This window comes from Maribacter algarum (ex Zhang et al. 2020) (assembly GCF_005885635.1).
GTDB classification, from domain to species: domain Bacteria; phylum Bacteroidota; class Bacteroidia; order Flavobacteriales; family Flavobacteriaceae; genus Maribacter_C; species Maribacter_C algarum.
Genome location: NZ_VATY01000001.1, coordinates 965,485 through 980,170, shown reverse-complemented (window position 1 = coordinate 980,170; position 14,686 = coordinate 965,485). Strand labels below are relative to the sequence as shown.

14 protein-coding genes are annotated in these 14,686 nt (G+C 39.3%); 10 read left to right on the top strand and 4 right to left on the bottom strand.

From position 1 onward, the window contains the following. The first annotated feature begins 73 nt into the window (after positions 1–73). On the top strand, positions 74–799 hold the full coding sequence (locus FEE95_RS04190) for a DUF3108 domain-containing protein (protein WP_138656570.1): 726 nt from the start codon (positions 74–76) through the stop codon (positions 797–799). A 59-nt stretch (positions 800–858) separates the two neighbouring features. Next, positions 859–1,875 carry a VOC family protein gene (locus tag FEE95_RS04185; protein ID WP_171036978.1) on the top strand — a complete coding sequence of 339 codons (1,017 nt, stop codon included), beginning with the start codon at positions 859–861 and terminating at the stop codon, positions 1,873–1,875. A gap of 14 nt (positions 1,876–1,889) precedes the next feature. Here the strand turns inward: FEE95_RS04185 and FEE95_RS04180 are convergent, their stop codons facing one another. The 4 genes from FEE95_RS04180 to FEE95_RS04165 are packed head-to-tail and all read right to left on the bottom strand — an operon-like array spanning position 1,890 to position 6,225. Next, the gene (locus FEE95_RS04180; RefSeq protein ID WP_138656568.1) at positions 1,890–2,894 is read right to left on the bottom strand and encodes a zinc-binding dehydrogenase; all 1,005 of its coding nucleotides are present in this window, start codon (positions 2,892–2,894) and stop codon (positions 1,890–1,892) included. A 5-nt stretch (positions 2,895–2,899) separates the two neighbouring features. Continuing rightward, positions 2,900–3,664 carry a hypothetical protein gene (locus tag FEE95_RS04175; protein WP_138656567.1) on the bottom strand — a complete coding sequence of 255 codons (765 nt, stop codon included), beginning with the start codon at positions 3,662–3,664 and terminating at the stop codon, positions 2,900–2,902. Beyond that, a complete protein-coding gene (locus FEE95_RS04170; protein WP_138656566.1) occupies positions 3,661–4,935 on the bottom strand; it encodes an MFS transporter in 1,275 nt (424 codons plus the stop codon). The genes FEE95_RS04175 and FEE95_RS04170 overlap by 4 nt, the downstream gene beginning before the upstream one ends. Before the next feature lie 9 nt (positions 4,936–4,944). Then, on the bottom strand, positions 4,945–6,225 hold the full coding sequence (locus FEE95_RS04165; RefSeq protein WP_138656565.1) for an MFS transporter: 1,281 nt from the start codon (positions 6,223–6,225) through the stop codon (positions 4,945–4,947). A gap of 318 nt (positions 6,226–6,543) precedes the next feature. Here FEE95_RS04165 and FEE95_RS04160 point away from each other — a divergent pair, with 318 nt between their 5' ends. The 8 genes from FEE95_RS04160 (at position 6,544) to FEE95_RS04125 (ending at position 14,686) form a co-directional block, all read left to right on the top strand. Next, positions 6,544–7,062: a hypothetical protein gene (locus tag FEE95_RS04160; protein WP_138656564.1), complete on the top strand. Its 519-nt coding sequence runs from the start codon at positions 6,544–6,546 to the stop codon at positions 7,060–7,062. Between the two features lie 51 nt (positions 7,063–7,113). After that, complete coding sequence (locus FEE95_RS04155) at positions 7,114–8,382, top strand: 3-isopropylmalate dehydratase large subunit (RefSeq protein WP_138656563.1); 1,269 nt, start codon at positions 7,114–7,116, stop codon at positions 8,380–8,382. A 9-nt stretch (positions 8,383–8,391) separates the two neighbouring features. Then, positions 8,392–9,744, top strand: coding sequence for a flavin monoamine oxidase family protein (locus FEE95_RS04150; RefSeq protein ID WP_138656562.1), 1,353 nt, complete (start codon positions 8,392–8,394; stop codon positions 9,742–9,744). Positions 9,745–9,755: 11 nt separating this feature from the next. After that, the gene (locus tag FEE95_RS04145; RefSeq protein WP_138656561.1) at positions 9,756–10,283 is read left to right on the top strand and encodes a 3-isopropylmalate dehydratase small subunit; all 528 of its coding nucleotides are present in this window, start codon (positions 9,756–9,758) and stop codon (positions 10,281–10,283) included. A 273-nt stretch (positions 10,284–10,556) separates the two neighbouring features. Next, positions 10,557–11,318: an HpcH/HpaI aldolase family protein gene (locus tag FEE95_RS04140; protein WP_138656560.1), complete on the top strand. Its 762-nt coding sequence runs from the start codon at positions 10,557–10,559 to the stop codon at positions 11,316–11,318. A 22-nt stretch (positions 11,319–11,340) separates the two neighbouring features. Beyond that, a complete protein-coding gene (locus FEE95_RS04135; protein WP_138656559.1) occupies positions 11,341–11,652 on the top strand; it encodes an REDY-like protein HapK in 312 nt (103 codons plus the stop codon). Positions 11,653–11,654: 2 nt separating this feature from the next. Then, complete coding sequence (locus FEE95_RS04130; protein WP_138656558.1) at positions 11,655–12,488, top strand: SDR family NAD(P)-dependent oxidoreductase; 834 nt, start codon at positions 11,655–11,657, stop codon at positions 12,486–12,488. Positions 12,489–12,613: 125 nt separating this feature from the next. Further along, positions 12,614–14,686: a hydantoinase/oxoprolinase family protein gene (locus FEE95_RS04125; RefSeq protein ID WP_138656557.1), complete on the top strand. Its 2,073-nt coding sequence runs from the start codon at positions 12,614–12,616 to the stop codon at positions 14,684–14,686.

The following is a 14,686-nucleotide window of genomic DNA, read 5'->3' as shown; positions in this document are numbered from 1 at the left end:
TCTGTTGCGTGTAACATGAGTAAGAATTAATGGCGAATTACATCTGACCGAAATAAGAAATAGATAAGTACAGATGAAACATAAAACAATACGAGGTTACATTAGATATACGAGTAAAAAACCAGAGCGTTTAGACCAAGAACGCGGGCGTGAATTTTTTACGATTACCACCCAGATTGATGATGTGGTTGTGATGGATGCACATTGCGAAATAGATGATGAACCGAATGTTATTCGCGATGTTGTTGTTGCCATGAAAAAAGATGCTACTCCATTGGATTGCAGTGTGCGATTGTCTGTTGGAGACCAATTTGAAGGAACAGGTTGGTTTCGTTTTGACGAAGATGAGGTAGAATGTGAAATGTATAATCGAAAAGACGGTCGTATTACCCAAAAAATAAAGACGAAAAAAACTGTCCCTTGGTTACAGGCTCATCCGATTGTTGGAGACGGATTACTGATGAAATGTTACGATTTGTCCAAAGGAAAAGGCAAACAAATGCTCAAGGACTTCATGTTGACCTCACCAGACCATAGAGGGGCTACTGGTCCAATGCTTTTTAAAATGAAGCAGATGAGTATTGAGTATATGGGGGAAGAAGAAATTACAGTAGCTGCAGGAACTTTTCAGTCAAGACATTTTGCAGTCGGCGATACTGCCGGAAGTTTGTTGGAAGAACATCCTCCATACCATGTCTGGGTTACTGCTGATGATGATTACTTATTTTTAAAGGCTAGTGCTGCAGGATACATGCAAACGCATTACGAGCTTGAAAGTATTGAGTATTTCAATACATAAAACCTATGAAACGGTGCGCAGCAAAATATTCACTAGATACTTCAGTAATGAAATCGTACATGAAACCTTTACTACACAATACCTGGCTTAAAATTATTATTCTGATTTGTGCCGTTACATCTATTTCATTTTCCAGCACAAGTTCAAATAAAATAGAACCGATTCATTTAGATGACATCCATTTTATAGTAACCGATGAAGAGGAAGCAGTTGCGTTTTTTACAAAGCATTTTGGCGGCCGAGAAATGGCACATCCTGGAGAACGATTCGATTTAGTGCGTTTTATTTCATTGAAATGGCAAGGTCCGACAATTACCATTACACCGATAGGACCCTACGCGGATTTACCACCAGAACGGAATCAGCGTTGGTTGGATGCCGAAATTATAGTCCCTAAATCTGAAAAAACCAAACCTGTTTATGGAGCCAAGTGGTTGGCTATTTCAACTTCATCCCTTGATAAATCACGTTCAGAACTTCTGGCAGCAGGTGTGGAAATTTCAGAAAATGATGTATCACTTCCTTTAGAACCAAAAACCCCAGCATTCAGTATTTACGGGCCAGACGGTTTTGAAATAATTATCGTTGAGCGACCAGAATACGATTTCGGAGATGCCAAGTACGCTATTGACCACATTCAATTTCTCGTAAAGGATGTTCATGCTACACAAGAACAAGTTGAAAAAGTGTTTGCGGCGAAACAGCTTGAAAGTCAACCAGAAACCGTTGGTCTTATGGTCGCTGATGCCAAACTGATTTTATCCGAACCAAAGGCTTTGGGAATCAATCCCAAAGATGTTTCTTCAAGACTTGCTAAAGGTACGATTAGAACGGGCTTAGACCATTTGGGTTTTTTATATGAAGATGTAAAATCCGCTGCGAATGAGGCAGAGAAAAATGGGTATTCTCCAATTTTTCAACCTCAAAAGTATATTTACAAAGGCAAACCAACGGTATACACCTTTTCAGCGTTCAAATTACCGGAAGATTTCAATATCGAGATGGTACAGGCCGATGGACGAGTAGGGCCACACTCATATTATATGGACCAATGTAATTTGAAAGAAAAACCCTAGTAACTATAGGGGTCTTATATCTTCACCACTACTTTTCCACAACTTTGCCCCGCTAATAGATATTCCGAAGCATTTACTATAGATTCTATTCCCTCAAATGAAGTTGCGTCGACTTTTACTTGAAGCGCTCCTTTTTGGTATAAATCGAATAAGAACTCCCTACCTTCCTGTTGTTGTTCTCTGAACAGGTGATTCATAAAGCAACGTACAGAAGCACCTTTCCAATAGATACTTTCATATACACGAGGTCCTGTAATCTGCTCAAATTGTGCAGCGGTCAATTCAGTGGCTAATCCGCTGACAACAAGTCTTCCCAACGGTGCTATATTAGCTAAAAAAGCATCGAACATGTAACTGCCAACCGAGTCGAAACCAACATTGATTTTATTTGCATATTCGTTATTTAAAACATCTGCAATATCTTCTTCACGGTAATTGATAATACGGTCACAAACGTTTAATTTTTTGAGTAGTTCTACTTTTTCCGGTTTTCCGCAAATGCCAACCACATGACAGTTTTTCCTTTTGGCCAGTTGAACCACAATATGACCCAGTCCTCCCGAAGCCGCGGAAACCACAATGGTTTCACCTTCTTTTAACTCCGCAGTATTTTTAAGAGCTAAATAACCCGAGACACCTGTGGGATTGATAGTGAGATATTCAGCGGTGGCCTCAGGAATTTTAATAGCATCGTTATCAGAAATAATTTGATATTCTTGATAAGCAGTGCCTACTTTGACGGTGGATAATGCATCTCCCACATTGACTTTTTCAACATTCTTGCCAGTTTCTACGACGACTCCTACGGCTTCCACGCCAAAGATATAAGGAAACTGCACATCAATGTAAGGTACTCGACCACGGTACAGTTCTCGGTCATAGAGCGCATTAATACCAATGTATTTATTTTGGACTAAGATTTCATTATCCCCTAACATTCGTATAGGAGATGTGATGATTTCACTTGCGTCTTTTATGTCATCGGAGAATTTGGAAATAACCAATTGTTTGTTTCGCATACTAATTAATTTGACTCAAGTACAAATAAGCTATCAGGTAGCGTTTCGTTTACTTCAAAATCAGTCCAAAAAACTTCATTCGATATTTTGCCGTCGTAGAACAGTTCCACTCGACCGGATTGTAACCAGGAATATTTCTCCTTGGAAAAGAATGCTGAATATTCACGATGATGCCAACCTTGGGGCGTTTGAAAAGCGACCTTTACGATTTTAAAATCCTCTTTATCAATACCGAAAAAGGTTTCTCCTTTATTGGGGTCGGTAACTTGTATGGTGTATGCGGGTTTTGTTTTTACCATGTCGTCCTCGACTAATTTTAAAGTATAACCTGCGTCTAAAGCATGGCGAATCGCCCCGTACCCAAAGTTTGATGCCCAACGTGCATCGGCATCCGATTTGCCTTGTTTTCCTCTTAAGTCATATGTATGTTCACCATCAAAGCTTACGATAAAAACGGGCGTGGAATCTTTAAAAGATTCTATGCGGACTTTACCATTGGCTACATGGGCATCTTCTTTGGTGCTCTCAAATACACGCCACATATTATGTGTTTCGTGCTTGCTGACTTTTCCATCTCGGTAAAAAATAGCATGTCCCTTCATGGCGAGGCTTTTTGGTTTCTGCCAGAATGCACCACCCGCTTTTTCATGCGCTTTTTTCATGATTTGAGTAGCTGTTAGCGCTTTTTGAATTTCTTTTTGTGTGCTCTTATCTTTACATCCAAAGAGTGTTGCTATGCAAAATGTTACCAGGAAAACTGCTTGTTTCATGTTTTGATTTTTAAGTTGTCTGCTCTTGAGACGAGTTTTATTTTTGGAATAAATACCATAACCAATAGTGCGGAAATGATATGTAAAATTGAGACGATGACGAATACGGGCGAATAAGAAATCGTGTCAACCAACCAACCAATTAGGGGCGTAAATAACATGGCGCCAAAACTTCCAGCAGACCCGGAAATACCCCAAATAGAAGCAGCATCTTTCTTTCCGAATAAATCAATCGGCAAAGTAAATAAGGAAGCTTGTTTGAACTGAGTGGCAAATAATGAAAGGCTAATCAATGCAATAGCCCAATAAGGGGATTCAATATAAAGACATCCCAAAACTGGAATTACCAAAATTGCACCTACCCAAATGACCCATTTTCGGGAAGCATCCAAAGACATGCCGTTTTTCATTAATTGCCCGCCGGTCCATCCACCGACAAAACTTCCGATATCCGATAGTAAAAATGGAATCCATGCAAACATTCCTATTTCTAGTAAACTAAATCCTTTTACATCTGCCAACCAAGAGGGTAGCCAGAAAACGAAGAAGTAAAAAGCACCATCGGAAACGAAACGAGATAAGGTCAAGCCCCAAACTTCTTTGTATTTGAAGTAGCTCAACCAAGGCATTTTTTCTAGGTTCTCTTCTTTTTGTGATGCTTGTATAAGCGCTAATTCTTCGGATGATATTCGCGGATGTTTTTCAGGTTCGTAATATATCCATCGCCAAAGTAAGAGCCAGAAAAAACCGATTGCGCCGGTAATAACGAAAGCCATTTTCCAACCAAAATCAGTAATTAACCAAGCCATAAGAGGTGGGGCGATGATAGCACCTAAGCCTGGGCCCATATTCAAAATGCCAACTGCTTTGGTTCGTTCTTCCTTTGGAAACCACTCTGATATGGCCTTCATGGCAGCAGGATAGTTTGCGGCTTCTCCGATACCCAACAGAAAACGGAAAGCTCCCAAGCTTATCATCCCCTTACTAAACGCATGTAGCATATTGGCAATGGACCACCAAATAACCGCAATGGAAAATCCTTTTTTGGTGCCAAGACTATCAATCAAACGACCAGAAACCATCTGCATGATGGCATAGGCTAGAAGAAATGCACTAACAATCCAACCGTATTGCTCGTTGGATAATCTTAAATCTTCGCGAATAACGGGTGCCGCAACCGAAAGAGCTTGTCGGTCAATATAGTTGATGGTGGTGGCTAGAAAAATACTGCCTGCAATCCACCAACGTATGTTTTTGGTTTTTTGCACCATGGATTAAGACTATGTCTGTTTTTTTTGCACGAATACGTTTTCAGTTTCAAAAGTCCTGTATTTCCCCAGTAATAATAAGGGAAACGAGCCAACTAAAAAGGCGATTGTAGCATACCCTAAGATGGTGTCATAACTTCCTGTGCTGGTGAAGAATTTTCCGAAAATGAATGGGCCAAAACCAGCGCCAAGACCAAAAAAGGCATATAAGAAACCATAAATTGCAGCATAGTTTTTCATACCAAAGTATTTGGAAACCAAATATGCTAAAAGGTCATATTCTACTCCCGCTCCAAAACCTAATATACAAACAGAAATCATGGCATTCGTATAGCTCAAATCAGCTGATTGTAACATGAAACAAGAAATAGCTGGGATACTCAATAGTACAAAGGCAACAGCAGGCGCCCAAAACCTGTCCAAAAGATAACCCCCAACTAGCCTGCCTACGACAACTGCGTATCCTAGAAAACTAGCCAATAATATGGCATCACCAGTATCAAAACCTTTAGAACTTAACATTTTCTCCAAATTTGGTATCGGACCTCCCACAGCAAAGGAGATTATTAAAAAACAGATTGATAACAGCCAAAAACGCCAATCTGCTAGGGCCTGCTTTACAGTCATTCCAGCAGTATTGCTATTTTCATAACCAGGTACCTCCTTTCTCAATTTTGCCACTTTATCTGCGACTTTTGGGTCGTCGGTATCCCTAAAGAAAAAATATGCCAGTGGTAATGCTATGACAAGCGGTAATGCTGCAACGCCGATGTACGCCATTTGCCATCCGAAGTTGTCAATTAAACCAGATGCAAAAAGCTTTGCTAAAGAACCAAATATTCCTGTGCCTAGGAGGGAGAGACCAAGAGCAAGTCCCCTATTTTCATTGAACCAATTATTAATTGCCCTAGTCCATGTCATGGGTAAAGTACCTGCACCGGCAATGGCTAAAATTCCCCACAGAATAAGATACAGTGTTTTAGAACCATTATTTAAACTGAAGGCCATAAAGGCCAAACCAAACAACAGAACTGATATTAATGCAGTTTTTCTTGCTCCAATTTTGTCTGCAATATACCCTACCAAAGGGCCGCAAAATACTGCTCCAATGGTAAAAACAGGCATGGCTGCCATAACCGTATCCATACCCCAGCCAAAATTTTTTGTCAACGGAATGGCAAATACACCTATAGTGTAAAAGGGTAAAGGCGACATGCCTAAGCCTATGCCAAAAGTTGATGATAGGATGACAGGCCATCCAAATTTAAATTCTTTAAGGTTTTTAAAATTCATTATTTTTTTGTTTGGACTTGGTTAATTTGAGATGGTACATTTGTTCAATTTGAGTATCTTCTCGCAACAATTTAGTGAAAGAAAATCGATATTTCAGGTAAAGTGCTTCTTTATGATGAGTAAAACTTTACCAAATCGGTTATTATAAAACCCATAAAAAAGTCATATTTAATAGGCTCTTAGAGCGATTTATATCTTACCAATAACCTACTTTAAATTCAAAATTATTCATAAATTTAATGATTAATAATGTTAATTATTAATTAAATTAACTATTTTAGAGAATCGAATAAAAAGAAACCCAATAAATAGATAGTAATGAGTAGGCCCGAATTAAAATTATTTCCCAAACACGAAGGTATTTGGGAAGGAACATACAAGAGGATAGGTGCTGATGGTGTCCTAATTGACCAATGGAAAAGTCGTTTGACGTGCGTCTTGCTTCCTGACAACAAGTACCATCAGGTAAATGAATATATGTGGGATGACGGCTTTAAAGAATGCCTTGACTTTGGAGTATGCCCTTTCAATGAAAAAAACGAATTGATTTTCGAAAACCCGAGATTAAGCGGAAAAGCTTGGGAGACCGGAAGAAGTGTTGTCCTTATATGGGAATACAAACACCGGCCTGGAATGATGTTGTTTGAACAAATCGACCTTATTGGCAATGACGACCATCGCATTCGTGTTTGGAAATGGTCTGATGGTGATGTGTTTAATGGAATTACGATGATAGAAGAGCGTAAAGTTTGTGGAAAAGAGGGTATTGATCCTCAATTTTGGGTTGACCTTCCAAAGAACAGAACCAACGGACAAAAATCAAGGTCTGATAACTAGGATTATCATTTAGGACTTTTCAAAACTAAACTTTAAAAAACACCTCTCAGTATGGGAATGACCATTACAGAAAAGATTATGGCCCGCAGTAGCGGCAGAGACATTGTAACTCCAGGTGAATTGGTTTGGACTGATATACATTCGGTCATGACAATGGACTTTTTGGGAAGACAGTGCTTCGATAAATTTAGGTCTTTGGGAAAAACCGAAGTTTTTGATAAAAACAAAGTTATTTGTGTTTCTGACCATTTGGTGCCTCCTCCAACACAACGATTTGCCAATATGTTGAACGAATGGCGTGAGGTGGTAAAACAACATGATATTACCAACTTCTATGACTTGGGTCGTCAGGGTATTGCTCATCAGATTATGGTTGAAAAAGGCCATGTACTACCCGGAACTATAAGTATTGGTACGGATTCGCACGCAAACACTTATGGTGCTGTTGGCGCAATGGGTAATGCTATTGGTGTAACTGATGCCGCCGTTGCAATGGCGACGGGCAAAGCTTGGTTTAGAATACCGAAATCTGTGAAATTCAATATCACTGGTAAGTGGCAACCTTGGGTAATGGCCAAAGATTTGAGTCTTCATATTATGGGGATGATGCATTGGAACGGTCATTTGCTTTATAAATCTCTAGAATTTACAGGTCCTGCGATTGAGAGCATGAGTATGGCAGGACGTATGACCCTTTGTAATATGACGGTTGATTTGGGAGCGAAAAATGGAATTGTCGCACCAGATGTAATCACCGAAAGATATTTGAGACGGCGCACAACTGATAAATGGGATTTTGTAAAGAGCGATGAAGATGCCGTATATGATATGGTGTACGACATTGATATTTCCGATTTGGCACCGACAATTGCGATGCCAGGAAAACTAGATAATACAGTTACCGTAGACAAACTACTTGGCACAAAATTCAATAAAGCCTTTGTAGGGACTTGTACGAATGGAAGATTAGAAGATATCGCTACCATGGCTGAAATCATGAAAGACAAGCAAGTGCATCGTGATGTAAATATGATTTTGGTACCTGCAAGTACAGATGTGTATTTAGAGGCATTACAAGAAGGTCATTTAGAAACTTTGATCAAAGCAGGGGTTGCTATTGATACCCCAAGTTGTGCTTCATGCGCAGGTTTACATACAGGTGTTGCCGGCGATGGCGATATTGTTTTAAGTGCAGGAAATAGAAATATGACAGGTCGTATGGGTAGTCGTAATGCACAAGTCTACTTGACGTCACCATCAGTCGTAGCCGCATCTGCGATAACCGGAGAAATTACAGATCCAAGAACATTTGATATTTAAAGAATTCAAATGAAAAGAAGAAAGTTCATACAGCAATCAAGTGCTGCTGGTCTTGCCTTCAGTTTTATGCCATTGGCATGTGCTGAACCAGCGCCAAAGCTTGATGCGGAAATCCTAATTTTAGGTGGGGGACTTTCAGGCCTGTATTTAGCATATCTTTTAGATAAAGCGGGTAAAGATTATTTAGTCCTAGAGGGAAGCAATAGAATAGGTGGTCGAATGTTTTCACGAGAAGATATTGGGCGTGAAGTTGGTGGTAGAGGTATCGGTGATAAATATTCCGAGGTCATGAAATTGGTTAAGGAGTTCAATACTGAAATGATTGACATTACAGATTATATGCGCTCTCCATCAGCGATTTATTTGGAGGGTAAATTATATGACAAATGGCCTGACCCGAAAACGAATCCTGCGTATTTACAGTTTTCCGCTTTTGGAAAATCTCCCCAATTAACCGCGCTAAATCAATGGTATCAAAAACCGGAATTAGACGAAACCTATAGCGAACTATTAAAGCGAAACGGACTTTCCGAAGAGCAAATAGATTTGGCCAACATTAGTGCCAATTATAATGATATAAGAGAAACATCTGCTATAAATGCATATCATAGTTCTGCCTTCCGTAAGTTCAATGGCTCAGAAAGAGTCCTAAATTTTAAAGGCGGTTCGCACCATTTTATAAATGCAATAGCCAACAGTCTTAAAAATCCTGTTTTGACCGATAAAATGGTAAACACCATAGATGATAATGGAAAAGAAGTTGTGGTCAAATGTGCAGATGATTCGATATATAGGGCGAAGAAAGTAGTTTCTACAATGCCCTTTACAACCTTACGGGATGTAAAAATGAATACTTCGTTCAACGGAAATCAAAAAAGGGCCATCAACGAATTAGACTATACTGATATCACACAAATACATTTACAGCATACAGAGCCTTTTTGGGAGCAAGATGAAATGCCGTTTGATATGTGGACTGATACTCCTTTGGAGCGTATCATGAATATGAGTTCTTCTCCTACTGAGAAAGAACTGGCTTGTTGGGTGAATGGTTTGGGAACAGCTTTTTTTGATAAGATGTCCGAAAAAGAAGTTGCAGATTATACGATTAAAAAGATAAATGAAATCCGTCCTTCGACTGTTGGAAAAATAGAGTACTTAGGCCAACAGAATTGGGGGAAATATAAATACAACAAAGGTGCTTATGTGGAGTTTGGTGTTGGTCAGGCCGCTTGGTTTGAAGACATGATAAAACCTGCGGGCAATATGCACTTTGCTGGTGAACATACGGCACATGAATCCAGAGGGATGGAGGCTGCCGCAGAATCGGCAAGAAGAGTTTATAACGAATTAATGACCTAAAAATTTAAATCATGATAAAAGGAACTTGTTGGGTAGCAGATGACTATGTAATGGCTTACGATATTATAACTTCAGAACATTGGACTTCACCAATTGACCCTGAAGAAAATAGTAAAATCGTAATGTCAGGCGTGAAAGAGGAATTCAGCAAAGAGAATGCTTTTAAAGACAGGGGTTTCACTTTCATCGTGGCGAATCATAATTTTGCCGGTGGGGGAAAATCTATAGAACACGTGATTACAGGACTAATGGGAGCTGGAATTAAAGCAGTTTTCGCGACAAGTTTTGCCCGATTACAATTCAGGAATGCTATCAACTACGGACTCCCTTTTTTAACTTCTGATGATGATATGCACTTAGGATGCGAAACGGGTGACGAATTGGAATATGATGCGGCTAAAGGCATTATCAAAAATATTACCAAAGGCACCGAGTTTACTTCCGTCCCAGTGGCGCCATTTGTTTCTGAAGTGTCTGAAGCAGGCGGATTAATGAATTTCGTTCGCGATAAAATTGCCAAAGGAGAGCCTATTCAATAATTGTTTAGAGTTCTTTTTATAATCTTTTGAATAGCTCTTGGAATAAGTGTACTTTTCTAATTCAGAGCTCGATTCGGGTGAGTTTTCCGTAAAATAAGGCTGTATTTCTTAAAATACGTTTAATTTTGAATGATTAACTATGTTAATTGTTAATTATGTTAACTATTTTTATTAAATTGTTCCAAGATTAGGAAAATCGTTTTCAACAAGGGTGAAAATTCACGGTGTACTTTTTCTTAATCATAGTTGCACAACCTAACAATAGCATAACACATGAAAGAAAACCAACTTAAAAAGAGAATTGAGTCAGGCAAAGCTGGACTTGGGGTAATTTCTCCAACCATCGACCCAACCATTTGTGAATACATAGGCCTCTTGGGAATGGACTTTTACATGATTGATGGTGAGCATGGAGCCATAACGGCTTCTGATGTGACAAATATGGTCCGTGCTTGTGAGTTGAGAAATACAACACCTCTAGCTAGAATTAGAAGTATTGATGCCAAATTGATTTTACAATATATGGATGCAGGTATCATGGGGGTCATGATGCCAACCATCGATAATGCGGATGATATAAAAACATTAGTAGAAGCCATAAAATATCCCCCTTTTGGTAAAAGAGGTTTAGGTCCAGTAAGGGCTTCTGATTATATGCAAGGTCCTATGAGCCAAGAAGAGTATGTCAGTTTTGCCAATGAACAGACTTTAGTTATGCCGCAGATAGAAACTATGGAATGTGTAAAAAACCTTCCTCAATTGTGTAAGATTGAGGGTGTCGACGGATTTATAATCGGTCCGCGTGATTTGGCTATGTCGATGGGCTTTTATGATGGTCCCGGACATGATGAGGTGAAGAAAGTCCTGGATGAAATCTTTGCCACAATTTTGGATTCAGGAAAATGGTTTGGAACGGTAGCAGGTAATGCAGCTGGAGCCGAAGCGCTCATTGAAAAAGGGGCTTCGATGGTAATGAATTCCGTTCAAGGTTTGATTAAAACCTCTGGGAATGCATTTTTACAAGCAAGAAAGTAAATTCAAATAAAAAGAAAAAACTATGTCAGCACTAGTAGTACTATTCAACCTGAAAGATGAGTCTGCCAGAGATGCTTATGAACAATGGGCTAAAGAAACCGATGTTCCTACAGCTTCTCAAATGAGCTGTGTAGACGATTTTAAAGTCTTCAGATTAGGAAATGTAATGGGTACAGAAAATCCTTCGCCTTATCAATATTGCGAGGTATTGCAGATAAATGATATGAACAAGCTTGGCGAAGAAGCAGGTTCAAAGGCTATGCAAAAAGTAGCCACACAGTTCCAATCATTTGCAGATAATCCAATGTTTATTATTTCAGAACAAATAGCATAATCATGTACAACTTAAAAGGAAAAACTGCTATTGTAACTGGTTCTGGAAGAATCGATGGTATTGGCGAAGCCATTGTTTTAAAACTTGCCGAACAAGGTTGTAATGTAGTTATTTCAGATATTGGTGTTGCGCAAGGTGAGAACTTTAGTGAAGAGCATATCGGCACTACAGATGATATGGAAACCATTGTCAAAAAAGCAAAGAATAAAGGCGTAAATGCCACAGCCATTGTTTGTGATATTCGGTTTGAAGACCAAGTAGCAGATTTAGTTAAAAAGACAAGAGATTCTTTTGGTAGTGTTGATATCATGGTGAACAATGCTGGAGTAGGTTATATAATGGAGCCGTTTCAGGAATTCAAAGAGAAGAGTTGGGATGCCGTTTTAGATGTCAACCTTAAAGGTGCTTTTTTATGTTCCAAGCATGCCGCAATCGCTATGATTGACCAAGGCAAAGGTGGAGCGATAATCAATATTGCAAGTCAAGCGGCCAAATCAGGATTTCCATTTGCGGCTGCTTATACGGCTTCCAAGCATGGTATGATTGGCTTGACACGTTCAAACGCTGTAGAATTAGGAGCGCATAAAATACGTGTGAATGCGGTTTGTCCGAATCATATCACTACAGGATTAGGGCATTGGCAAAACAAATTTTTTAGCGAAAAATTAGGTCAAGATTACGATGATTACCTGCAAGCTATAGTTGATAAAAACCCATTAAAAAGAACCGGACTTGTAGAAGATATTGCCAAAGCAGTAGCCTTCTTAGCTTCCGACCAAGCAGATTATATTACTGGCGAGGCAATGAATGTCTCGGGAGGGGAAGAATACCATTAAAAAGTTCGAGGTACGAAATTAGAAGTGCGAAGTAAAAAAAGATAAAACTAAATGCAAAAATCAAATTCAAAAGTCTAGTGGAGAAATTGAATCTGTATTTGACACTTGAATTTGAAATTTAAGAAATGAAACTAGGAATAGACATCGGAGGAACATTTACAGATTTTGTATTGTTCGACAACAATAGCAATCAATTGTATTTTGCAAAGACATTGACGACCTACCCTGACCCTACCATTGGTATTTTCAATGGGGTGAAGGAAATAGAGGATAAGTTCAACTTTCCAGTTAAGAACATGGATGGTATCGTTCATGGAACGACATTAGTGACCAATGCCGTTATAGAGCGTAAAGGTGCTAAAACAGCTTTCATTACTACAAAAGGTTTTGAAGATGTATTGGAAATCGGTCGCGAAATGCGTTATGATATCTACGATATATTCTTGACGATGCCGAAGCCTTTGGTTCCTCGAAATTTACGAATGGGTATTTCTGAGCGTGTCGATATCGAAGGTAATGTTGTAACTCCTTTGGATGAGGGAGCTTTAAAATCCCTTGCAAATACGCTAAAAGAGAACGGTATTGAAGCTGTTGGCGTTTGTTTGCTGAATTCTTTTGCAAATACATCCCATGAAAAAACATTGGGGGATTATTTGTCGAAGAATGTTCCAGATATGTACTATAGTCTATCCTCGGAAATCATGCCTGAAATTCGGGAGTACGAACGCAGTTCTGCCACAGCGATGAATGCATACGTGCAGCCAATTACGGATAAATATTTAAAGGATTTTGAAACGCAATTGAGAACAGCAGGTTTCGAGGGCAATATCAATATTATGATTTCCAGTGGCCGATTAACCACTATTGACGGAGCTCGTAAATCACCTATACATTTATTGGAATCAGGTCCTGCGGGTGGGGCAATGGCAGGTGTTTTCTATGGGAAGCATTTGCAAGAAGAGAACCTGTTATGTTTTGATATGGGTGGTACGACTGCAAAAGCTTGTGTTATCTATGAAGGAAAACCAGAAATTACAAATCATTTCGAGGCAGGTCGTGTAAAAAGATTTAAAAAAGGTAGTGGACTTCCGGTTCGTATCCCGGTTATCGATTTGATTGAAATTGGTGCAGGTGGTGGAAGTATTGCTCGTGTAAACAATATTGGACTGCTAACTGTTGGTCCCGATAGTGCTTCGTCTACTCCGGGTCCTGCTTGCTATAATTTAGGTGGTGAGGACCCAACGGTTACAGATGCAGATTTGGTATTAGGCTATTTAAATGCGGACTATTTCTTGGGTGGCGAAATGAAATTGAGTGTGGAAGCTGCAAGAAAAGCGATTGAAAACAAATTGGCAAAACCAATGGGTATTTCAATAGAAGAAGCAGCAATGGGGGTTCACAGAATTGTGAATGAAAACATGGCTAATGCAGCACGCGTTCATGTACTTGAAAAAGGAATGGATCCAAGACATTTCAATATGATAGGTTTTGGGGGTGCCGGGCCTGTGCATTCTTTTGGCGTAGCGAGGTTATTAAATACAAAGCGCTTGATTATTCCTGTAGGTGCAGGGGTAACTTCTGCGATTGGTTTCTTAGTGTCTCCAGTAGCAAGCGAAAAAATACATAGTCATATTTCTGAACTGAAAACCCTAGACTGGAACGAAGTGAATAACTTCTTATCAGATATGGAAGAGGATGGTTATAAATTCCTAGAGAAATCCAATATCGATAGAAAAGATGCGATTATCAGTCGTGTTGTTGAAATGCGCTATTATGGTCAGGGACATGAAATTACCATTGATTTACCAGAAGGTAAATTAAGCGATAGTGATGTTGCTGAAATCCAAGCACGTTTTGTAAAAGAATACGAGTTCCGTTACAATCGTTCTATTGAGGGTATGCGGATGGAAATGGTAACATGGCGCGTGGTTGTGGAGGGCCCAACTCCGGAAATGAAAGTAAAACAATTTACCACACAAGTTGGCGAAGAAGACGCCTTTAAAGGCACACGAAAAGTGTACTTTGAAGAAACGGGGTATTTAGATTGTCCTGTTTATAATAGATATGCGCTAAAACCAGATGAAAAATTCGACGGTCCGGCCATAATTGAAGAGACAGAAAGTACGACGGTTATTGGAGTGAATACCACCATTCAGGTTGATAAAAATAAAAATATACTCATCGATTTACACCTATAG